Annotated in this window: 19 protein-coding genes; 10 read left to right on the forward strand and 9 right to left on the reverse strand. The window is 71.9% G+C overall.

Annotated features, from left to right (window positions below):
* Window positions 1–186 precede the first annotated feature (186 nt).
* Window positions 187–1,344: a GTPase family protein gene (locus IFU40_RS02355; RefSeq protein WP_055832444.1), complete on the forward strand. Its 1,158-nt coding sequence runs from the start codon at window positions 187–189 to the stop codon at window positions 1,342–1,344.
* Between the two features lie 188 nt (window positions 1,345–1,532).
* Entirely contained in the window at window positions 1,533–2,192 is a 660-nt protein-coding gene (locus tag IFU40_RS02360) for a HEAT repeat domain-containing protein (protein ID WP_191925237.1), read from the forward strand.
* A 44-nt stretch (window positions 2,193–2,236) separates the two neighbouring features.
* On the opposite strand, the gene IFU40_RS02365 is transcribed toward IFU40_RS02360, so the two are convergent.
* Complete coding sequence (locus tag IFU40_RS02365; protein WP_191925238.1) at window positions 2,237–3,175, reverse strand: DUF1295 domain-containing protein; 939 nt, start codon at window positions 3,173–3,175, stop codon at window positions 2,237–2,239.
* Window positions 3,172–5,013: an AMP-dependent synthetase/ligase gene (locus IFU40_RS02370; RefSeq protein ID WP_191925239.1), complete on the reverse strand. Its 1,842-nt coding sequence runs from the start codon at window positions 5,011–5,013 to the stop codon at window positions 3,172–3,174. Before IFU40_RS02370 ends, IFU40_RS02365 begins: the two co-directional genes overlap by 4 nt.
* Window positions 5,014–5,288: 275 nt before the next feature.
* On the opposite strand from IFU40_RS02370, the gene IFU40_RS02375 reads away from it, so the two are divergent.
* The 3 genes from IFU40_RS02375 (at window position 5,289) to IFU40_RS02385 (ending at window position 8,256) form a co-directional block, all read left to right on the forward strand.
* Window positions 5,289–6,458, forward strand: coding sequence for an acyltransferase family protein (locus IFU40_RS02375; protein WP_191925240.1), 1,170 nt, complete (start codon window positions 5,289–5,291; stop codon window positions 6,456–6,458).
* Between the two features lie 9 nt (window positions 6,459–6,467).
* Window positions 6,468–6,626: a hypothetical protein gene (locus IFU40_RS02380; protein ID WP_191925241.1), complete on the forward strand. Its 159-nt coding sequence runs from the start codon at window positions 6,468–6,470 to the stop codon at window positions 6,624–6,626.
* Between the two features lie 139 nt (window positions 6,627–6,765).
* Window positions 6,766–8,256, forward strand: a complete 1,491-nt coding sequence (locus tag IFU40_RS02385) for an SDR family NAD(P)-dependent oxidoreductase (protein ID WP_374754285.1) — start codon at window positions 6,766–6,768, stop codon at window positions 8,254–8,256.
* A gap of 502 nt (window positions 8,257–8,758) precedes the next feature.
* Here IFU40_RS02385 and IFU40_RS02390 read toward each other — a convergent pair.
* From IFU40_RS02390 to IFU40_RS02400, 3 genes are all read right to left on the reverse strand, one after another.
* Window positions 8,759–9,166, reverse strand: coding sequence for an NUDIX hydrolase (locus tag IFU40_RS02390; protein ID WP_055832454.1), 408 nt, complete (start codon window positions 9,164–9,166; stop codon window positions 8,759–8,761).
* A 215-nt stretch (window positions 9,167–9,381) separates the two neighbouring features.
* A complete protein-coding gene (locus IFU40_RS02395) occupies window positions 9,382–10,710 on the reverse strand; it encodes an FtsX-like permease family protein (RefSeq protein WP_191925242.1) in 1,329 nt (442 codons plus the stop codon).
* Window positions 10,707–11,480, reverse strand: coding sequence for an ABC transporter ATP-binding protein (locus tag IFU40_RS02400; RefSeq protein WP_191925243.1), 774 nt, complete (start codon window positions 11,478–11,480; stop codon window positions 10,707–10,709). The genes IFU40_RS02395 and IFU40_RS02400 overlap by 4 nt, the downstream gene beginning before the upstream one ends.
* A 251-nt stretch (window positions 11,481–11,731) precedes the next feature.
* Here IFU40_RS02400 and IFU40_RS02405 point away from each other — a divergent pair, with 251 nt between their 5' ends.
* Window positions 11,732–12,364, forward strand: a complete 633-nt coding sequence (locus tag IFU40_RS02405) for a hypothetical protein (protein WP_055832461.1) — start codon at window positions 11,732–11,734, stop codon at window positions 12,362–12,364.
* Window positions 12,361–12,786, forward strand: coding sequence for an amino acid transporter (locus IFU40_RS16740; protein WP_249404026.1), 426 nt, complete (start codon window positions 12,361–12,363; stop codon window positions 12,784–12,786). The genes IFU40_RS02405 and IFU40_RS16740 overlap by 4 nt, the downstream gene beginning before the upstream one ends.
* A gap of 219 nt (window positions 12,787–13,005) precedes the next feature.
* Here IFU40_RS16740 and IFU40_RS02415 read toward each other — a convergent pair whose 3' ends face one another.
* From IFU40_RS02415 to IFU40_RS02430, 4 genes are all read right to left on the reverse strand, one after another.
* Window positions 13,006–14,046 (reverse strand): zinc-dependent alcohol dehydrogenase family protein, encoded by a 1,041-nt coding sequence (locus IFU40_RS02415; RefSeq protein WP_191925244.1) that lies wholly within the window; start codon window positions 14,044–14,046, stop codon window positions 13,006–13,008.
* A 415-nt stretch (window positions 14,047–14,461) separates the two neighbouring features.
* On the reverse strand, window positions 14,462–15,841 hold the full coding sequence (purB, locus tag IFU40_RS02420; RefSeq protein ID WP_070408966.1) for an adenylosuccinate lyase: 1,380 nt from the start codon (window positions 15,839–15,841) through the stop codon (window positions 14,462–14,464).
* 27 nt (window positions 15,842–15,868) lie between these two features.
* Window positions 15,869–16,375, reverse strand: a complete 507-nt coding sequence (locus tag IFU40_RS02425; RefSeq protein ID WP_055935022.1) for a low molecular weight protein-tyrosine-phosphatase — start codon at window positions 16,373–16,375, stop codon at window positions 15,869–15,871.
* Window positions 16,376–16,409: 34 nt separating this feature from the next.
* Window positions 16,410–16,814: a phage holin family protein gene (locus IFU40_RS02430; protein ID WP_191925245.1), complete on the reverse strand. Its 405-nt coding sequence runs from the start codon at window positions 16,812–16,814 to the stop codon at window positions 16,410–16,412.
* A 120-nt stretch (window positions 16,815–16,934) separates the two neighbouring features.
* On the opposite strand from IFU40_RS02430, the gene IFU40_RS02435 reads away from it, so the two are divergent.
* The 3 genes from IFU40_RS02435 (at window position 16,935) to IFU40_RS02445 (ending at window position 20,212) form a co-directional block, all read left to right on the forward strand.
* Entirely contained in the window at window positions 16,935–18,011 is a 1,077-nt protein-coding gene (locus IFU40_RS02435; protein ID WP_191925246.1) for a histidinol-phosphate transaminase, read from the forward strand.
* Between the two features lie 96 nt (window positions 18,012–18,107).
* Window positions 18,108–19,238, forward strand: coding sequence for a thiamine pyrophosphate-dependent enzyme (locus tag IFU40_RS02440; RefSeq protein ID WP_191925247.1), 1,131 nt, complete (start codon window positions 18,108–18,110; stop codon window positions 19,236–19,238).
* Complete coding sequence (locus tag IFU40_RS02445; RefSeq protein ID WP_070408968.1) at window positions 19,235–20,212, forward strand: alpha-ketoacid dehydrogenase subunit beta; 978 nt, start codon at window positions 19,235–19,237, stop codon at window positions 20,210–20,212. Before IFU40_RS02440 ends, IFU40_RS02445 begins: the two co-directional genes overlap by 4 nt.
* Window positions 20,213–20,253 lie beyond the last annotated feature (41 nt).

Raw genomic sequence — 20,253 nt, forward strand, 5'->3', positions numbered from 1 at the left:
ATGAGCTGAGCGCGGGTCAGCCCTGAGCGCGAACATGCCCGGACACACGGCGCCCTTCCTGCTCGCCTGACCGTCACCGCCGACCACGTTCGTGCTCGGGACACCGCGCGGCGCCGATGTCCATGGGCGGTCCCGGGGGCGCGTCGAATGCGACACTGACGAGACATGCACGAGCGAGGGGGCGTAATGGCGAAGAAAGACGCGAAGAAGCCCGCGATCGACGAGAAGGCGTTCGTCGACGCGTCGTCGGAGGCGCGGTCGCGCTACGGCCGGTTCAATCTCGCGATCGTCGGGACCTCCGGAGTGGGCAAGTCGTCGCTCGTCAACGCCGTGTTCGGGCGCGATTGGGCGAAGGTCGGACGAGGGCTCCCGGTCACTCGCGGGGTGCAGTTCTACAGCGACGACTCCCTCGGCATCTGGGACGTCGAGGGCTTCGAGATCGGATCGCCCATTCCGCCCGATCAGCAACTCCGAAACCACCTCGACGCGATCGCGGCGCACTCCGGCGACCACCAGATCTCGGTCGTCTGGTACTGCGTGAAGGCCAACGACGATCGCCTCACGCCCGCCGACATCGCCATGATCCGTGAACTCGACGCCCGTGGACTTCCCGTCATCCTGGTGCTCACCAAGGTCGATTGGATCAAGAACCCGATCACCGGGCATCAGAGCGTGGCCAAAGACGTGGAGGCCTTCGTCGACTGGCTGAACGACCCGACCGATGCCGCGACCGGCGAACGCCTACGTGTGCCGTATCGGCGCGTCATCCTCACCTCTACGCGCGACCGGCACGGGAAGGGGAAGGGGCACGGCCTCGGTGACCTTGTCACCGAGACGCTCGCCCTCGCTCCCGAGCGTGACAAGGACGCCTTTCGCATCGCACAGCGCCTCAACCTCCCGTGGAAGCGCGAGATGGCTCGCCCGATCATCGCGGCAGCGGCCGCGGCAGCCGCGGGAGCGGCGACCGTTCCGCTTCCTGTCTCGGATGCTTTCACTCTTGCGCCGATCCAGCTCACGATGATGGGGCGGATCGCCGCGGTCTACGACCTCGAGGTCAAGACGATGCTCTCGGCCGGAGCCCTCGCCCAGTTCGGCGTGCAGGTGGCGGGTCGAGCTTTGGCGACGAGCTTCCTGAAGCTGATCCCCGGCGCCGGCGTCGTGGTGAACGCGGCGGTGGCGGGCGCCCTCACGGCGGCGACCGGGGAGAGCTGGCTGAGGATCTGCGAACTCCTGCACACGGGCAAGATCGACGTCCGCAAGCTCGACCAGGAGTGGGCCAAGTACGCGCCGAACTTCATGGACGTCGCTCGGAAGCTGATCGAGCGGCGGGTGCTGAAGAAGTAGCGCAGCCGGCGTCGGGGTCGCAGGATCGAGCCCGGGAAGGGCGGAGGGGCAGGGACGAGCGGAGGACGGATGCCGCTCACGCGTCCTCCAGTGGCCCTATCCCCTCCGCTCGTCACGGCTCCCCGCACCGCAATCGACCAAGCCTCACGACCCCCGCGGCCCCGCCGCGTGAAACGCTGGGAGGCACCATGACCGACGAAACCCCCGCCGACCGCCTCCGCGCCGCCCTCGAACACCCCGATGCATCCGCGCGCCTGCAGTCCGCGCTCGCCGCGGGAACGCGACCCGACGACCGCTACGTCGCCGAGCTGGTGGCCCGGTGCGCGGTCGAGCCCGACTTCTTCGTGCGCGACATGCTGACCTGGGCGCTCACGCGGCACGACCCGGCCCGCAGCGTGCCCGCGCTGCTTCCCGAAGTGGCATCCGAGATCCCCCAGGCGCGCAGCCAGGCGCTGCACACCCTGTCGAAGATCGGCGACCCCGCGGCGTTCACGGCGATCACCCCGGCGGTGCTACGTGATCGGCACCCCGAGGTGGCGCGGGCGGCGTGGCGAACGGCATCCGGGCTCGTTCCCGACGGCGAGCACGAGAGCCTCGCCGACGAACTGTCGACCCAGTTCGGCCGCGGCGACCACGACACGCAGCGCAGCCTCAGCCGCGCGTTCGCCGCCATCGGATTCCGGGCCGAGGCGGCCGTCGAGCGCGCGGCCGCGTCGCCCTACGACGTCGTGAGCGCCCACGCGCGGGCCACGGCGATCGTCATGGACGACCCCGACACCGAGTTCGCCGAGGCCGTCGTCGAAGCGCGGCGGGTGGTCGCGCAGCGGGCGCTGCCCGCGGAGGAGTGACGCCCGGGGCGTTGAGCCCGGCCGCGGGTCGATCCCGCGGTCACCTACCGCCGCGTCGCCTTCGCCGACGGCGCGGTGAGCGAAGGAATCAGCACGGGCGTGCCGTCACGGTACGCGCGGTAGTCGGCGCGGTCGCCCCAGCGCTCGTCGGCGCGCTTCTCGAGCAGCGGGATGCCGCTGACCCGGGTGAGCAGAAGGATGACGAAGAGCGGCGAGAGGACCGCGATCCACTGCCACCCCTGCAGCACCGGCACCGCGACGAGGAAGACGCCGACCCACACGAGGATCTCGCCGAAGTAGTTGGGGTGTCGCGAACGCGACCACAGGCCCGTGCGGATGAACTCGCCCTTGTTCGCCGGGTCGGCGCGGAACGCCTGCTTCTGCAGGTCGGCGACCACCTCGAGCACCATTCCGAGCAGCCAGACCACGATGCCCGCCACGGCGAAACCGTCGAGGGGCGCCCGGTCGGTGGCATCCGCGCTCATCGCGATCCACGCGGCCGAGGCCGTGAGAGCGACCCACAGGCCCTGGATGCACCACACCTGGAAGAAACGCAGCGGCTTCGTCTTGATCTCGTCGAACCGTCCGTCGGAGCCCGAGCGGTGCACGCGCGCGAACAGGAACGACCCCAGGCGTGCGGCCCACAGCACCACCATGGCGGCGAGGATCCACCCGCGGGCATCCTGCGCGGGCGCGAGGAACGCCAGCGCGACCGACACCGAGATGAACGTCAGGCTGCCGGTGAGGTCGAAGAACCGCTCGGTGCGGCGAAGCGCCGAGGGCACGAAGACGAGGAACTGGATGACGAAGGCCGCGGCCACCGCGAGCGCGAACACCGGGATGCCACCGACCTGCGCGCCGCGATGGCTGCCGGCCACGGCGACCCCGGCGCCGACGGCGAGGGCCACGACGACGGCGACGATGGCCTTGCGGTTCTGCGTGTCGGCGGACCCGCTCGTGGTGGGGGGAACGGGTGCGGTCATGATGCGGCTCCTCGGTACAGGGTGTCGATCGTGTCGGCGGCGCGATGCAGCACCTCGCGGCGCTTGATCTTGAGCGTGGGGGTGACGAGCTCGCGGTCGTCGAGGTCGGCGAGCACGAGGGTGAACCGGCGCACCTGCTCGCTGCGCGCGACGAGGGCGTTGGCGGCGTCGACGGTGGACTGCAGGTGAGCGCACAGGAGCGGCTCGTCGATCGCGCGCAGCTCTCCCGGTGAGCCGGGCTCGAGCACCGCGCCGTTCGCGGCGGCCCAGGCGGCGGACTGCTCGGGGTCGAGGATGAGCAGGGCCGAGAGGTAGGGCTTGCCCTCGCCGACCATCACGGCGTGCTGCACGAGCGGGCTCGCCTCGACGGCGCCCTCCCAGCGGGCGGGCACCACGGTCTTGCCGTTCGAGGTGACGATGACGTCTTTCAGGCGGCCTTCGAGGATCAGGCGCCCCCCGTCGTCGATGCGGCCCAGGTCTCCCGTGCGGAAGAATCCGTCGACGAAGGCGTCGGCGTCGTGGCGGGGGTCGCGGTACCCGGCGAACACGCCCACCCCGCGAGCCAGCACCTCGCCCTCGGCGCTGATGCGCACCGTCGAGCCGGGCAGCGGAAGCCCGACCGTGCCCGAGACGATGCGGCCGGGCAGGTTGCCCGTCAGCGGCGCGGTGGTCTCGGTGAGCCCGTAGCCCTCGATGACCGGAACCCCGATCCCGCGGAAGAACAGCGACAGGATGCCGTCGAGGGTCGCCCCGCCCGACAGGATGTAGCCGACACGTCCGCCCATCACCGCGCGCAGCCGCGAGTAGAAGAGGGCGTCGAAGACGGCGGCACGCACGCGGAGGCCGAGGGGAACGCGGCGGCGATGGCCGGCATCCTGCTTCTCGGCGAAGCGTCCGCGGGCGACGGCCGTCGACACGGCGCGCGCCCAGACCCGGCTCAGACCCTTCGCGGCGGCCTTGTCGGCGGCGGCGGCCTGGATCTTCTGCAGCACGCGCGGCACGACGACGAGGAACGTCGGGCGCAGCACCGCCAGGGCGGGCACGACCTTCGCCGGGTCGGAGAGGTGCGCGATGCGCATGCCGCTGGCGATGCAGATCAGCTGCAGCCCGCGGGCGAGCACGTGCGCGAGCGGAAGGAAGATGATCGTGTTGCCCGTCGGGGTGACCACCTCGCGGTAGGCCGCGGCGATGTTGAGCACCTGTCCGAGGAAGTTCGCGTGCGTGAGCACGGCGCCCTTCGGCTCGCCCGTCGTGCCCGAGGTGTAGACGATCGTCGCGGGGTCGTCGTGTCCCGCGAGCGTGCGCCGGCTCTCGAGCTCGGCGTCGGAGACGTGCGCGCCGAGCACGACGAGGTCGTCGAGGGAGGGGATGCCATCGACTCCCCGCATCGCCCAGGTGCCGAGCGCGTCGGTCCCCGCCTGCGCGAGCGCCGCGTCCAGCAGGTCGGCGTGCGCGCGAGACCCGGCGACGGCCAGGCGCACGCCGGCATCGCGCACGATCGCATCGGCCTGCGAGGCCGACGAGGAGTCGTAGACCGGAACGACGACGCCGCCGGCGAACCAGGTCGCGAGATCGGCGACGGCCCACTCGTAGCGTGTCGGAGCCATGATGGCGACCGTGTCGCCCGCGGCGAGCCCGGCACCCATCATTCCCTTGGCGAGAGTGCGCACGTCGTCGAGGAACGCGGCGGTCGTCACCGGGCGCCACGACGAGGCGTCGTCGGTGGGCACCTCGAACGCGACGTGCTCCGGGGCTTCGGCCGCTCGACGCGCGAGCAGGTCGGTGACGTTGGCGAACGCATCCAGGCGGGCCAAGGCAGGCGTGGTCGTCTCGAGCATGTGTCCTCCGGTGCGAGTGCGCGGCCTTCGGAGCGACGGGCCGCCGATCAGTGTTCGGAGGAGTGCGTGAATCGGATGGGTACTGCGTGCGAGGGAGGGGAGGAAGGGAGGGGTCCCCCCGTCAAGCCCCGACCTTTTCAGGCATCTCCTCAAGGCGGGGGAGTACCGTCTCATCCGGTCTGCGCGACTGCACGTGCTCAGGTCGACTCCTCTGGTGTCGTCGAGAGCGTGGGGTCGCGATCGAACACGAGACGGAGGCGATGACCATCAGCACGATGACCGCTTCCGCGCCGACCGTGCAGCGCGCCGCAACCGAGGCCGCCCCCGGCCCCCTCTCGCACGTGCGCACCCTGCCGTCGCTCACGGGGCTTCGCTGGGCGACCGCGATGCTGATCTTCGGCCACCACATCATGGCGGTCGAGTACTTCGGCGGGAACGCCGGGGTCGTGTGGGGCGTGCTGTTCGAGGCCGGCAAGACCGGGGTGACGCTGTTCTTCATCCTCTCGGGCTTCGTGCTGGCGTGGGGCTACAAGCCGCAGCAGTCGGCGCGGTCGTTCTGGTGGCACCGTTTCGCCCGCGTCTATCCCCTGCACCTCGTCGGCGTCGGGCTCGCGCTGGTCGCCGCGGCGACACTGGTGCCCGAGATCCGCGCCGACGGCGCGGCGCCCGTCGTCGCCAACGTCCTCCTCGTCAACGGCTGGGTGCCCGACTGGTGGCAGGCGGGCAACCCCGCGAGCTGGTCGCTGGTGTGCGAGGCGTTCTTCTACCTGAGCTTCCCGTTCCTGATCCGCCCCCTCGTGCGCGCGTCGAACCGCACCCTCGTGGTGGTGGTCGTGGCATCCCTGGTCCTCGTGGCCCTCATGCCCCAGATCGCCGCGGTGTCGCCCGTGCCCCTGTCGGCCGCATCGACACCGCTGCTGCGTATGCCCGAGTTCGTCATCGGCGTGAGTCTGGCGTTGCTGATGAAGAACAGCGACTGGCGTCCCGTGCGCCTCGCGCTCGCGGTGCCGCTCGCCCTCGCCGGATACGCGCTGTCCGAGGCCCCGACCCTTCCCGGCACCGACGTGCACCCCGGCCTCGCCGCGACCGTCGGCTTCTTCGCCCTGCTCGTCGCCTCGCTCGCCGACGCCGACGCCCGGTCGAACTCGACGTTCCTGGCTCGGCCGCTCTGGCAGGAACTCGGTCGTGTCTCGTTCGCGTTCTACCTGGTGCACCTGCTCGTGATCGCGTCGGTGTCGTCGGCCTGGCCCGACGGGCATCCGCAGCTGCCGTGGCGGCGCGCCGTGCTGCTCGCGCTCGCCGCGTTCGGCATCGCCCTGGCGATCGCGTGGGTGCTGCACAAAGCGGTCGAGGTCCCCGCGCAGCGGTGGCTGCTGCGCCGCGATCGGGCACGCGCGACGGCCCGCTCGACCGCGACCCTGGCGACGACCGACGCCCGCCGGTAGCATCGCCGGATGTTCTCGGCCGTCGGCGGTGCCCACCTGCTCATCCTGTTGCTCACCTGGGGCCTCGGTCTCGTGGTGGTCGGGGCGGCGCTGTACGTCGTCGTGCGCCTGGCCGTGCTGCACGCGCTGAAGGCGCACACGCGGTGGATCGACGGCGGAAAGCCCTAGCCGCGCCACCGGAACAGGCTGATCCGTTCCGCCGCCGCATCCGGCCCATTCGCCGTTCAGCAACGCCTCGGTACACTTCCCTGTGCCCGAAACGCCCTCGAACCCCGACCTCGACGCCCCTCACGACGCGCCCCGCGACGTGCCGCGCGACGTGGCGACCGACTCGGCCCTCGACGCCGGGGCCGCGGCATCCATCGATCCGACCGAGCTCGAGATCGCGCTGCGCGTCATCGACGCCGCCGCATCGCTCGACCCCGAAGACCCCGCGTACATCGCCCTGCGCCGCCAGACCGGAAAGCTCTACAAAGACGTCAAGCGCCAGTCGCGCCGTGAGAAGCGCCAGCGCATCGCCGACGCCGACCGCGCAGTCGTGGCCGCCACCGCGACGGGGGCCGCCGACCGCATCGACGACGAGACGCGCGGCATTCCGCTGGCGACCCGCGCGACCACACCGTTCGCGGGCGAGCTGATCAAGGCGCGCGCCTGCTACATCTGCAAAGAGGACTACACCCTCGTCGACGCGTTCTACCACCAGCTGTGCCCCGACTGCGCGGCCATGAGCCACGCCAAGCGCGACGCCCGCACCGACCTCACCGGAAAGCGCGCGCTGCTCACCGGCGGTCGCGCCAAGATCGGCATGTACATCGCGCTGCGCCTGCTGCGCGACGGCGCGCACACGACCATCACCACGCGCTTCCCGCGCGATGCGGTGCGCCGCTTCTCGTCGCTGCCCGACAGCGCCGACTGGATCCACCGGCTCAAGGTCGTCGGCATCGACCTGCGCGACCCCGCCCAGGTGATCGGACTCGCCGAGTCCGTGGCATCCGCGGGTCCGCTCGACATCCTCATCAACAACGCCGCGCAGACCGTGCGGCGCTCGCCGGGGGCCTACAAACCCCTGGTGGATGCCGAACTGGCACCGCTTCCCGATGGCCCGCTGCCCGAGTTGCTCACCTTCGGCCACACCAACGACGCCCACCCGCTCGCCCTCGCGCAGTCGGTGTCGTCGCATCCGATCCTCGCGGCCGCCGCCCGCACCGCCGACGAGCTCACCGCCGAGGCGATGGCCGCGGGCTCCTCGTCGCTCGACCGTCTGGCCGCGGGCACCGCGATCGACGCCGGCGGGCTCGTGCCCGACGAGGACCGCATCAACAGCTGGACGCAGCACGTCGACCAGGTCGAGCCGCTCGAGATGCTCGAGGTGCAGCTGGCCAACATGACCGCGCCGTTCCTGCTCGTCAGCCGCCTGCGCCCGGCCATGGCCGCCTCGACCGCTGAGCGCAAGTACATCGTCAACGTCTCGGCGATGGAGGGCGTGTTCGGCCGCGGGTACAAGGGCCCCGGCCACCCGCACACCAACATGGCCAAGGCCGCGCTGAACATGCTCACCCGCACGAGCGCGCGCGAGATGTTCGAGAGCGACCGCATCCTCATGACGGCTGTCGACACCGGCTGGATCACCGACGAGCGCCCGCACTTCACCAAGGTGCGCCTCGCCGAGGAGGGTTTCCACGCCCCGCTCGACCTCGTCGACGGCGCCGCCCGTGTGTACGACCCGATCGTGCGCGGTGAGGCCGGCGAAGACCTGTTCGGCATCTTCTTGAAGGACTACCGCAAGAGCTCGTGGTGAGCTCGGCCGCGGGTCGCGTTCCGCGCGCGTGAGTGTGCAGGACACGCCGTGCTGGCGGGGTGCTGTGCGGCGGCGCGCGGTGTTGAGTGTCCGGAACCCGCCGTGCGGGCGGGCGGCTTTGCGGCGTGTCTTGGACGCTGAACGGTGGTTGGTGCGCGCGCGGGGGTGCTGCGCCGTCGCGTCGCGCGCGGTGTTGGTGCGCCGCGCTGCGCTGTCGCGCCGTGCCCCGGTGTTGAGTGTCCAGGACACGCCGTGCGGGTGGCGGGCATCGCGGCGCGTCTTGGACACTCAACGGCGGTTGGACCGCGCGCGGGGTGTGGCGGTCGGCGGCGGTGCGTTGGTGAGCCGTCGCGTCGGCGCGGTTCGTCGCGGCGCCGCGCTGGGCGTCGCGCGGCCGCTGCCGCGCCGCGCCCGGTGTTGAGTGTCCGGAACACGCCGTGCGGGCGGAGGGCTTAGCGGCGCGTCTTGGACACTCAACGGCGGTTGGACCGCGCGCGGGCGCTCAGGCGGGCAGGAAGAACTCGCGGGCGAGGGGGGCGATCTCGAGCCCGGATGCCGTTGCGGCGGTGACCCAGCGGAGTTCGGCGATCTCGGCATCCGGGATCGGCTGTTGGTCGCCGATGTCGACGCGGAACACCTCGGCCACGACCTCGAAGCCCGGCTCGTTCGCGGCGCTCGCGGTGAAGGATCCGAGCGGCTCGAGCGTGTCGGGCGAGACGCGCACGCCGATCTCTTCAGCCAGCTCGCGGGCGAGCGTCTCGGCCGGCGTCTCGCCGGGGTCGGGCTTGCCGCCGGGCTGCATGAACGCGGTCGTGCCGGCCTTGCGCACGACCAGCAAGCGGCCTTCGGCGTCGGTGATGACCGCGGCCGAGACGTGGATACGGCGCGGGGGAGTGGCATCCGGGATCACTCCGGCACGGTAGCACTCACCCGGGCGCGGGAAGGATCGTCGAGTGTCCAGGACATGCCGCTGCGCGTGGGGTGGGTGCGGAGTGTCTTGGACACTCGACGGCGTGTGGGCGAGGTGCGAACGAGCCGCTCGCGCCGATACGCTCACGACCCACGCCGCCGCAGCCCCACCCGCGCGCCCCCGCAGCTGCACTGCGCCCGCCCGCACCCCCCCCGTCACGCCGCGCTGCGGCGGATCCCGTTCACGATCGGCCGCGTCGACGCCAGGGCGGCGGCGACCAGGGCGAACCCGGCGGCGAAGGTGAGCACGATCGTCAGCACCGCGAGCGGGGCGACGAGCAGGCTGATCCCGACGACGGGCGCGGCCAGCATCAGGCCGAGGGACGCGCCTCCGACGGCGGCCCAGCGCAGCGGCACCATCACCGTCAGGCGGCGGGCGCGGCGGAGCTCGGCATCGGGGATGCCGAGGCGGTCGAGCCCCACGATCAGCTCGCGTTCCTCGAGTACCGACGCCGCCTGGGTGACGCCGACCGCGCAGGCGAGCAGCACGAAGGCGATGCCGAGGGTGACGAGCACCCCGGTGCGGATGTCGGCCATGATCTGCCCGGCCTCGGACGCGACGTCGGCGATCGCCAGACCCGAGCCCGCGACGACGGCGATGAACGACACGAGGGCCATGCCCGACACCCGGCGCCACGCGGGGCCGGCGTGCGCGGCGAGCTCGCGGCCCGCGACGAGCTGGGCGGCAGTGCGGGCGCGGCGGGCCATCGCGCGCCCGCGGGCGGCGATGATCGGGGCGCCGATGAGATTGAGCAGACCCAGCGCTCCCGCGAACAGGGCGAGCAGCACGGCGACGCTCACGGCGGGACCGACCAGCTCGCCCACGACGCTGAAGTTCGATACCAGCGCCACGACGCCCGCGATCAGGATGCCGCCGGTGACGAACGCCGTGGTCCTCTTCGGCGGGGCTTCGCTGCGGGTGCGCACCCCCAGCGGGGTCACGGTCACGCGGCGCAGGCTCGCCGCCGCGCTCACCGCGCCGATCAGCACGACCGCGGTGAGCACGGCGGCGCCGAGCAGCGGGTCGACGGCGACGGCGGCGATGCCCACGGGCCCGCCGAAGAACGGCAGCAGACCCACCAGCGGCAGAAGCGCACCGTAGAGGACGACACCGGCGACGGCTCCTGCCGCGGCGATGACCGTCGCCTCGAGCACCGTCAGCGACCACAGCTCGCGTCCGCTCGCGCCGAGCAGTCGCAGGGTCGCGAGGCGGTCGTTGCGGCGGCGGCTGGTCAGGCGCGCGGCCGCGGCTCCCAGCGTGACGAGGGGGACGGCCAGCAGCACCAGGGCGAGCACGGCCAGGATGCCGTAGAAGCCGCCCTCGTCCGCCGTGCGCGGGTCGACGAGGAACATGCGCGCGCCCCCGGCGACCACCAGCAGCAACGCGGTGGTGACGGCGAACGCCACGACGGGCAGGGCGATCGCCGCGCGCCCCTGTCGGGCGGGACGCGACAGCAGGCGGGTGAGGGGGAGGACGGCGCTCATCGGTCGAGACCCGTCGAGAGCGATGCGGTACCCGGAAGCGTGGCGGTGGCGGAACCGGCGCCCGGCGCCGTGGCATCCGCCGCCGAGTCCGCGACGATGCGCCCGTCGCGCACCTGCACGATCCGCGAGCAGCGGCGGGCTACGTCGGCGTCGTGCGTGACCATCACGAGCGTGCGCCCCTGCCCGGTCGTCGCGTGCAGCAGCGCGGTCAGCACCTCGGCCGAGGTCGCCGAGTCGAGGGCGCCGGTGGGCTCGTCGGCGAAGACCACCGGGGCTCCGGTGACCTGGGCGCGGGCGATCGCCACGCGCTGCGCTTGGCCGCCCGAGAGCTGGCCGATCCGGCGGTCCTCCATTCCGGCGAGTCCCAGGGCGGCGAGCCAGCCGGCGGCATGGCGTTCGGCATCCGGTCGACGCAGGCCCTTCAGCAGCAGCGGCAGGGCGGCGTTCTCGACGGCGGTGAGCTCGGGCAGCAGCAGGTGCTCCTGGAAGACGAAGCCCAGCGACTCGCGGCGCACGCGGGCGCGCTCGCCCTCGCCGAGTCCGACGAGTTCGCGGGCTTCGACGCCGGGGGCGCTGAGTACGACGGAGCCGGAGTCGGGGGCGATCACGGCCGCGAGGCAGTGCAGCAGCGTCGTCTTGCCCGAGCCCGAAGGGCCCATGACGGCGACGGACTCGCCGCCGTGGATGGTCAGCGACACGTCGTCGAGGGCGCGCAGCTCTCCGTAGCGTTTGACGAGGCCGGTGGCGGTGAGGACGGGGGAGGAAGTCATGTCTCCATTCCAGCGAGAGGGGGCGGGTGGGTCGTCCGTCGGGGGAGGTATCCGGGTCGGTCGCGAGGACGATTCGCGGGCCCGGTCGCCTCGTAGCGCTCGAAGACCGAGCCGAGACGAGGCTCCCGTCGGCGTCGACCGTGGCAGGGACCCGTGGGGCCCGGGCGTCTCGACGTCGAGCGGCCCCGAGGTCCGCACAGGTGCCGAGGAATAGACTGGATGCCATCGACTCCGCCTCTCCGGGACTCTCCGTGACCACTCCTTCCTCTGTGCGCTCGTTCGACCTGCGCCACGTGCAGCTCGCGCGCGCCCTTTTCGCGGCGCTCGCCGCCGTCATGGTGACGTTCTCCCCGGATCACTCGGCGCCCCTCGGGCTCGGCGTGTTCAGCGGGTTCGCGCTCGCCACGGGCCTCGTCTTCGCCCTGTCGGCCTGGCTCGTCTTCCCCCGCGCCGAGCGCGCGACTCCCGTGCTGCTCGCGGTCGTCTCGATCCTCGCGGGCCTGGCGAGCAGCGTGCCCGCGTGGCGCACCACGGGCTTCTTCTTCGGCGTCGTCATCGCGTGGGCTCTGCTCACCGGGCTCATCGAACTGCTGGGGGCACGGCGCGATCGCCGCGCCGGCCGCACCGACGGTGTGCGCGACGGGGTGCTCATCGGCATCCTGAGCCTGGTTCTCGGCGCCGCACTGCTGCTGCCGTTCCAGCAGTACACGCTCGACTACAGCATCGCCGGGGCGGGCTCGTTCACCCTCACCGGAATCACCATCGCCGTGGGACTCTTCGGCGGATACGCGGCGGTCGTCGCCGTGTTCCTGGCCATCGCGGGCTTCTCACCCCGCCGCCCCGAGGCCGCTCCGGCCCTACCTTCGGAAGAGGCCGCGTCATGACCGACAAGCCCACCCGCCGCGACCTGATGAAGCCCGTTCAGCTTCTGGGCCTCGCCTTCGTCGCCGCTCTGTTCGCAGGCTTCGTCACGCTCATGTCGATGGGGTTCTTCCAGACCCGGCCCGCCGAAGAGATCCAGCGCGCCCTCGTGGTGGCGGCGGTGGCCGCGGGAGCGACGTTCATCGTCACGCTCGTCAGCGTGGCACTGCTGCTGCTCATGGTCGACCCCTCGAAGGTCACCGCGACCATCGACCGTCCGCTGCTGCTGCCGACGGATGATCAGGATGCCGCTGCCACCGGCGCGGCCGCGGCGGCCCCTGCGGCACCGAACCCGGCGGCGACCACCGACCCCACGGACGCGAAGCGACCGACCCGGAGCGCCGCAGACGGCCCCGACGGCGACACCGCCGCCCCGAAGGTCTGACGCCGACCGCATCGCGCCCGCGCGGTGACGAGCGGAGGGCCTGGGACGAGCGGAGGGCTCAGCGCCGAATTCGGTACGCCCTCGGCCACATCTCCTCCGCCGAGCACCGATCCCGGCCGGATTCCGGCCCCCGGAGCGCGCCAGCCGTGCGTCGGCTTCGGCCCCGCACCGACCTCGGCGCGCACCGACCGTGACGCTGGGCGCGTGCCGCCCCCGCGCTCAGGCCCGACGCGGGTCGATCATCGTCATGCCCGCCGGTGACGCGGAGTCCATGCCCGGCAGCAGCGTCGCGGCTTCGCCGAGGCCGATGACGCGCTCGATGAGGTCGTGCGGGCGCAGGGCACCGCTCTCGATGAGCGAGAGCATCTCGGGGTAGTCGACCGCGGCCATGCCGTGGCTGCCGAGCAGGTCGAGTTCCCATGCGATCACGCGCGCCATCGGCATCGACGTCAGGCCGTCGGCCGTGGGCAGCAGGCCGATCTGCACGTGGCGTCCGCGGCGCCGCAGGCTCAGCACCGCGTCACGGGCCGTCTGGGCGCTGCCGACCGCGTCGACCGAGACGTGGCTTCCGCCGCCGGCGAGCTCGTGCACCGCCGCGGCGATGTCGGAGCCGTCGGCGACGAGGGCGTGCTCCGCGCCGAGGCGCCGCGCCGCGTCGAGGGCGGCGGGAGTGCGATCGACGGCGATCACGCGCGCGCCGAGGGCGACGCCGATCATCACGGCGCTGAGTCCGACCCCGCCCGCGCCGACCACGGTGATCCACTCCCCGGCCGTCACGCGCGCGCGGCCGGTGAGCGCGCGGTAGGCCGTGGCGAAGCGGCAGCCGAGGGCCGCGGCCGCCTCGAACGAGACGCCGTCGGGAATGCGCACGACGTTCGTGTCGGCCGCGCGCAGCACCACCCGCTCGGCGAAGGAACCCCACTGCGTGAACCCGGGCTGCTGCTGGTCGGGGCACACCTGCGCGTTGCCGCCGAGGCACCACTCGCACGCGCCGCAGCCCATCACGAACGGCACGGTCACGCGGTCGCCGACGCTCCAGCGCTGGACGCCATCGCCCACCTCGACGATCAGACCGGCCAGCTCATGACCGGGAACGTGCGGCAGCGACACGTCGTCGTGGCCGACCCAGGCGTGCCAGTCGCTCTTGCACAGGCCGGTCGCGTGCACCTCGACCACGACGCCGCCCGCCGGGGCGGTCGGGGCCTCGACCTCGCGCACCTCGAGCGGCTCGGCCAGGGCATCCATGATCATCGCGCGCATGGCATCCATTCTCCCGTCCGCGGCTTCTGCGCGTCGCCGGGGTCGCCGCGTGGCGGTGTGTCACGGGATGCACGGTGTGCCGAACTCCTGAGAAATCGTGGCCGTCGAGCCAAGACCCGCGAGAAACCGGGGCCGATCCGCCCACGCCGTCGATTTCTCCGGAGTCCGGCACGCGCCGAGGGGCAACGGTTGTCGACGGGCCGACCGACGGGGTGGGCGTCGGAAGGTCGGCGGGGGCGGGGAGGCGGCTCTTCGGGGCGAGCCGAACTCCTGAGGAATTGCCTGCTCGCGCCGTTTCTCCCGTCTCGGAGGCAGAGGCGCCCCCCTTCTCAGGAGTTCGGCACATGGCTCCGAGGTCGGAGCGAGAGCACAGACGTCGGCTCGCGCCGTGGGCTGCCCCCGCGGCGGCCCCGCCCTACAGCGCGTCGACCACCTTCGACGCCAGCCCCGCGTACGCGGCGGGCGTGAGCGCGAGCAGGCGCTCTTTCGCGGCGTCGCCGATGTCGAGGCCGCGCACGAACTCCGCCAGCTCGGCGCCGCCCACGCGCCGACCGCGTGTGAGGTCTTTGAGCAGGGCGTAGGGGTCGGTGATGCGCGAGCGGCCCGCGGCGATCTCGGCGCGCACCACGGTCTGGATGGCCTCGGCGAGCACCTCCCAGTTCACGTCGAGGTCGGCCAGCAGCACCTTCTCGGCGAGCGAGATCTCGGTGAGCCCGCGCTGCAGGTTGTCGAGCGCGAGCAGCGAGTGGCCGAAGGCGACGCCGATGTTGCGCTGGGTGGTCGAGTCGGTGAGGTCGCGCTGCAGGCGGCTGGTGACGAGGGTGGATGCCAGGGTGCCGAACAGTCCGCCGGCGATCTCGAGGTTCGCCTCGGCGTTCTCGAACCGGATCGGGTTGATCTTGTGCGGCATGGTCGACGACCCCGTGGCGCCGGCGACGGGGATCTGCGTGAAGTAGCCGAGTGAGATGTAGGTCCAGATGTCGGTGGCGAGGTTGTGCAGGATGCCGCCCGCGTGCCGCGCGCGGTCGTACAGCTCGACCTGCCAGTCGTGCGATTCGATCTGCGTCGTGACCGGGTTGAAGCCCAGGCCGAGCGACTCGATGAACGTGCGCGTGAGCTCGGGCCAGTCGACGTCGGGTTCGGCGGCGACGTGCGCCGACCAGGTGCCGGTGGCGCCCGAGAACTTGGCGAGGTACTCCCCGGCGTCGAGCTGGCGGATGACGCGCTCGAGGCGCCACGCGAAGACGCCGATCTCTTTGCCCATGGTGGTGGGCGTGGCGGGCTGGCCGTGGGTGCGCGAGAGCATGGCCGCGTCGCGGTGCTCGACGGCGAGCTCGGCGAGGGCGGCGGTGACCGAGCGGAGCTTCGGCAGCCACACGCGCTCGACCGCGCGCTGCACGGTGAGGGCGTAGGCGGTGGAGTTGATGTCTTCGCTGGTGCACGCGAAGTGCGTCAGCTCGGCGAGCGCCGTCAGCCCGAGGGTGTCGAGCCGGTCGCGCACGAGGTACTCGACGGCCTTCACGTCGTGGCGGGTGACGGCTTCTTTCTCTTTGAGCCAGGCGATCTCGTCGGCGCCGAACTCTTCGTAGAGTGCCCGCAGACGCGTGCGGTCGGCGTCGGACACGGGCGAGGTGCCGAACAGCGAACGGTCGGTCAGGGCGAGCAGCCATTCGACCTCGACCTCGACGCGGGCGCGGTTCAGGCCCGCCTCCGACAGGTAGTCGCCGAGTTCTGCGACGGTGGCGAAGTACCGGCCGTCGAGGGGGCTGAGGGGCTGCGGAGGCAGAGAGGACACGGGTCTCCCGGGGATCGCGCGAACGGGTCAGCCCGCGGTACGGATGGCGGGCTCGAGCTGTCGGAACAGGGCTCGGCTTGCGCGTTCGATCATACCGAGCACCTCGTCGAACATCGGGGCCCCGGCGTAGTACGGGTCGGGCACGTCGAGGGTGTCGGCATCGGGGAGGAACGACTGCAGCAGTGCGATCTTGTCGGCCGCGTCGTCGTCGTGCGCCCAGCCGCGCAGCACGCGCTCGTGGCTGCGGTCGAGCGCCACGACCAGGTCGTTGTGCTCGAAGTCGGCGTACTGGAACTGCCGCGCGCGGTGCGACGAACCGTCGTAGCCGTGGCGGTCCAGGACCGCGAGGGTGCGGTGGTCGGCGCGCTCGCCCACGTGCCAGTCGCCGGTACCGGCCGAGCTGGAGGCCACGCGTGACGAGAGCCCCGAGATCTCCGCGAGACGGCGGAACACCACGTCGGCCATGGGGGAGCGACAGATGTTGCCGCTGCACACGAACACGACGCGGAAGGGCGCGTCGGCACTCGCGGTCATCCCCCCATCATGGCGGGGAAGCGCTTTTCGCGCATCAGCGGCGTGAGCGCTCTTCTTTGCGCGGGCGCAGCAGCCCACCGAGGACGGCGTTGATGATGCCGATGAGCAGGGCCGCGACGGCGGTGAGCCAGAACTCGCCGGTGCGCAGGCCCCAGTCCCAGTTCTCGGTGATGACGGCCGTCAGCCACAGCAGGAATCCGTTGATGACGAGCGAGATGAGTCCGAGCGTGAGGATGTAGAGCGGGATCGCGACGAACTTCACCACCGTGCCGATGAGGGTGTTCACGAGCGCGAAGATGAGCCCGACCACCAGCACGGTGAGGGCGACCTGCAGGGCCTCGCCCGGCGCGAACGGAATGAGCCGCACCTCTAGGGCGGGCAGCAGGGTGACGATCCAGATGGCGAAGGCGTTGACGGCCACGCGAACGACGAAGCGCATGCCTCCACCTTGGCACGGACGGGGCGCTGCACCCGGGACCGATCCCGCTCCGCGGGCTGTGGAGAAGCCGTCGAAAGAGGGGACTGACGCGCGCGGGGGCCTCGCGGTTAGGCTCGCGGGGTGAGTGACGAGCCGGTTCTGCCCCGTATCCGCCCCGAGATCGCCGCGCTGCCGGCGTACCGCCAGGGGCGTCAGGCCAGCCCCGACGCGTTCAAGCTGTCGAGCAACGAGAACCCGTTCGACCCGCTCCCCGGGGTGCTCGAGGCGATCCAGGGGGCGACCGGCATCAACCGGTATCCGGATGCCACGGCCGCCCGCCTGCGCGAACGTCTCGCCGCACGCCACGGCGTCTCGCCCGACGACGTGCACGTCGGTGCCGGCAGCGTGTCGCTGCTCGCACAGCTGCTGCTGGCGACCTCGGGTCCCGGCGACGAGGTCGTGTACGCGTGGCGCTCGTTCGAGGCCTACCCGTCTCTGGTCGCGGTCGCCGGGGCGACGAGCGTGCCGGTGCCGCTCACCGCGGACTTCCGTCACGACCTGCCCGCGATGGCCGCCGCGGTCACCGATCGCACGCGCCTGATCATCGTGTGCAGCCCGAACAACCCGACGGGCCCCACCGTCACCCACGACGAGTTCGCCGCCTTCGTCGACTCCGTACCCGCCGACGTGCTCATCGTGCTCGACGAGGCCTACGCCGAGTTCGTCACCGACCCCGCGTCGGTCGAGGGCGACCGCGTGCGCGCGATCATCGCCCGCCCCAACATCGTGGTGCTGCGCACCTTCAGCAAGGCCTACGGTCTGGCGGGCCTGCGCGTCGGATACGCCATCGGCCACACGCGTGTGCTCGACGCCGCGCGCAGCACGGCCATTCCCCTGTCGGTGACGGCCGCCGCCGAAGAGGCCGCGCTCGCGAGCCTGCGCGCCGAGTCGGAACTGCTCGAGCGCGTCACCGTCATCGCCCAGCGCCGCGACGGTCTCGTCGCGCGTCTGCGCGAGGCGGGCTGGCCGGTGCCCGACACCCAGGGCAATTTCGTGTGGCTCCCCGCCGGGGAGCGGGCTGTCGAGGTCGCCGCGGCGTTCGAAGAGGCGGGTTTGGTCGTGCGTCCCTTCGCGGGCGACGGCGTGCGCATCTCGATCGGTGAAGAGGAGTCCCTCGATCGGATCGTCGAGGCCGCGGCCTCCGTCGCTCCGCGCTGACCGGGTGCGGCGTTTGTCGGTATCGAACCCCGAATCGCGGCATCCGTTGTGCACCTCATGCGGTCCTCGGCATAAGGCGAGCATTAGCGTGGGAGCATGACCCCGCTCGATGACCCCGCTCTCGTGCGCGTTCTCGCCGCCGACGGTTCGCTGGCCCCCACGCCCACGGCCGAGCGCTATCTGCCGCTCATCGACGCGCTGACCGACGCCGAACTCGAGACGTTCTACCGCGACATGGTCTCGATCCGCGCCTTCGACGTGCAGGCGACCAACCTGCAGCGTCAAGGGCAGCTCGCCCTGTGGCCCCCCTCGTTCGGTCAAGAGGCCGCGCAGGTCGGCTCCGCCCGCGCCGCGCGGGCCCAGGACCACCTGTTCCCCTCGTACCGCGAGCACGTGGTCACCCGCATCCGCGGCGTCGACCCGCTCGACATCATCCGGCTCATGCGCGGACTCACCCACGGCGGGTGGGACCCGACCGACCCGAAGAACGGCAACACGCACATCTACACGCTCGTGCTCGGCGCGCAGACGCTGCACGCCACGGGCCTGGCGATGGGCCTGGTCTTCGACGGCAAGAGCGGCACCGGCGACCCCGAGCGCGATGAGGCCGTCATCGTCTACTACGGCGACGGTGCCTCCAGCCAGGGCGACGTGCACGAGGCGATGGTCTTCGCCGCGAGCTTCCAGACCCCCGAGGTCTTCTTCCTGCAGAACAACCAGTGGGCCATCTCGGTGCCCGTCGCCACCCAGTCGCGCTCTCCGCTGTACAAGCGCGGCGAGGGGTACGGCATCCCGAGCCTGCAGGTCGACGGCAACGACGTGCTCGCCAGCTACGCCGTGTCGAAGCTCGCCCTCGACGAGGCCCGGGCCGGTGGCGGACCCCGCGCGATCGAGGCGATGACCTACCGCATGGGCGCGCACACCACGAGCGACGACCCCACCAAGTACCGCACCTCCGACGAGGAGCAGTCGTGGGGCCGGCGCGACCCGATCGTCCGCATGCGCGCGTTCCTCGAGGGCCGCGGCGCCTCGCAGCAGTTCTTCGACGACGCGGATGCCGAGGGCCGGGCGCTCGCCGACGACGTGCGCACCCGCACGAACGAGCTCGGCGGCCTGCCCCGGGTGCACATGTTCGAGAGCGTCTACTCCGAGGCGCATGCGCTCATCGAGTCGGAGCAGCGCTGGCTCGACGACTACGAGACGTCGATGGAGGGGGGCGCGAAATGACCGAGAACCTGCCGATCAGCCGGGCCCTGAACGCGGGCCTGCGCCGCGCGCTCGAGACCGACGACCGCGTGCTGCTCATGGGCGAGGACATCGGGCCGCTCGGCGGCGTCTTCCGCGTCACCGAGGGGCTGCAGAAGGACTTCGGACCGCGCCGCGTCATCGACTCGCCCCTGGCCGAGTCGGGCATCGTCGGAACCGCGATCGGCCTCGCGATGGGCGGGTTCAAGCCCGTGCTCGAGATCCAGTTCGACGGCTTCGTCTTTCCCGCGTTCGACCAGATCACCTCGCAGCTGGCGAAGATCACGAACCGCCACGAGGGCGGCGTGCGCATGCCCGTCGTCATCCGCATTCCCTACGGCGGACACATCGGCGCGGTCGAGCACCACCAGGAGAGCCCCGAGGCGTACTTCACGCACACCCCGGGCCTGCGGGTCGTCAGCCCCTCGAACGCCAACGACGCGTACTGGATGATGCAGCAGGCCATCGCCTCGCTCGACCCCGTCATCTTCCTCGAGCCCAAGGCGAAGTACTGGCAGAAGGGCGAGGTCGACACCGAGGCCCCCGCGCTGCCGCTGCACGCCAGCCGCATCGTGCGCCGCGGGACCGACGTCACCCTCGTCGGTCACGGCGCCATGGTCACCACCCTGCTGCAGGCGGCCGCGCTCGCCGAGAGCGAGGGCACGAGCTGCGAGGTCATCGACCTGCGGTCGCTCTCGCCGGTCGACTACGGCCCGCTGCTCGACTCGGTGCGCCGCACCGGACGCATGGTCTACGCGCAGGAGGCACCGGGCTTCACCTCGCTCGGTTCCGAGATCGCGGCCACCGTCATGGAGCGGGCGTTCTTCGCCCTCGAGGCCCCCGTGCTGCGGGTGTCGGGCTTCGACGTGCCGTTCCCTCCCGCGAAGCTCGAGGGCACGTACCTGCCCGACGCCGACCGCATCCTCGAGGCCGTCGACCGGTCTCTCGCCTACTGACCCGCTGCCCTCCCGCCCGCCGGAGCATTCCGTTGCGGCGT

The sequence above is a fragment of the Microbacterium sp. CFBP 13617 genome, from assembly GCF_014839445.1.
GTDB lineage: Bacteria > Actinomycetota > Actinomycetes > Actinomycetales > Microbacteriaceae > Microbacterium.

Bases quoted from the DNA above. Each gene is read 5' to 3' on its own strand.
- IFU40_RS02355 (WP_055832444.1), top strand. From the start codon at position 187: ATGGCGAAGAAAGACGCGAAGAAGCCCGCGATCGACGAGAAGGCGTTC.
- IFU40_RS02360 (WP_191925237.1), top strand. From the start codon at position 1,533: ATGACCGACGAAACCCCCGCCGACCGCCTCCGCGCCGCCCTCGAACAC.
- IFU40_RS02365 (WP_191925238.1), bottom strand. From the start codon at position 3,175: ATGACCGCACCCGTTCCCCCCACCACGAGCGGGTCCGCCGACACGCAG.
- IFU40_RS02370 (WP_191925239.1), bottom strand. From the start codon at position 5,013: ATGCTCGAGACGACCACGCCTGCCTTGGCCCGCCTGGATGCGTTCGCC.
- IFU40_RS02375 (WP_191925240.1), top strand. From the start codon at position 5,289: ATGACCGCTTCCGCGCCGACCGTGCAGCGCGCCGCAACCGAGGCCGCC.
- IFU40_RS02380 (WP_191925241.1), top strand. From the start codon at position 6,468: ATGTTCTCGGCCGTCGGCGGTGCCCACCTGCTCATCCTGTTGCTCACC.
- IFU40_RS02395 (WP_191925242.1), bottom strand. From the start codon at position 10,710: ATGAGCGCCGTCCTCCCCCTCACCCGCCTGCTGTCGCGTCCCGCCCGA.
- IFU40_RS02400 (WP_191925243.1), bottom strand. From the start codon at position 11,480: ATGACTTCCTCCCCCGTCCTCACCGCCACCGGCCTCGTCAAACGCTAC.
- IFU40_RS16740 (WP_249404026.1), top strand. From the start codon at position 12,361: ATGACCGACAAGCCCACCCGCCGCGACCTGATGAAGCCCGTTCAGCTT.
- IFU40_RS02415 (WP_191925244.1), bottom strand. From the start codon at position 14,046: ATGCGCGCGATGATCATGGATGCCCTGGCCGAGCCGCTCGAGGTGCGC.
- IFU40_RS02425 (WP_055935022.1), bottom strand. From the start codon at position 16,375: ATGACCGCGAGTGCCGACGCGCCCTTCCGCGTCGTGTTCGTGTGCAGC.
- IFU40_RS02430 (WP_191925245.1), bottom strand. From the start codon at position 16,814: ATGCGCTTCGTCGTTCGCGTGGCCGTCAACGCCTTCGCCATCTGGATC.
- IFU40_RS02440 (WP_191925247.1), top strand. From the start codon at position 18,108: ATGACCCCGCTCGATGACCCCGCTCTCGTGCGCGTTCTCGCCGCCGAC.
- IFU40_RS02445 (WP_070408968.1), top strand. From the start codon at position 19,235: ATGACCGAGAACCTGCCGATCAGCCGGGCCCTGAACGCGGGCCTGCGC.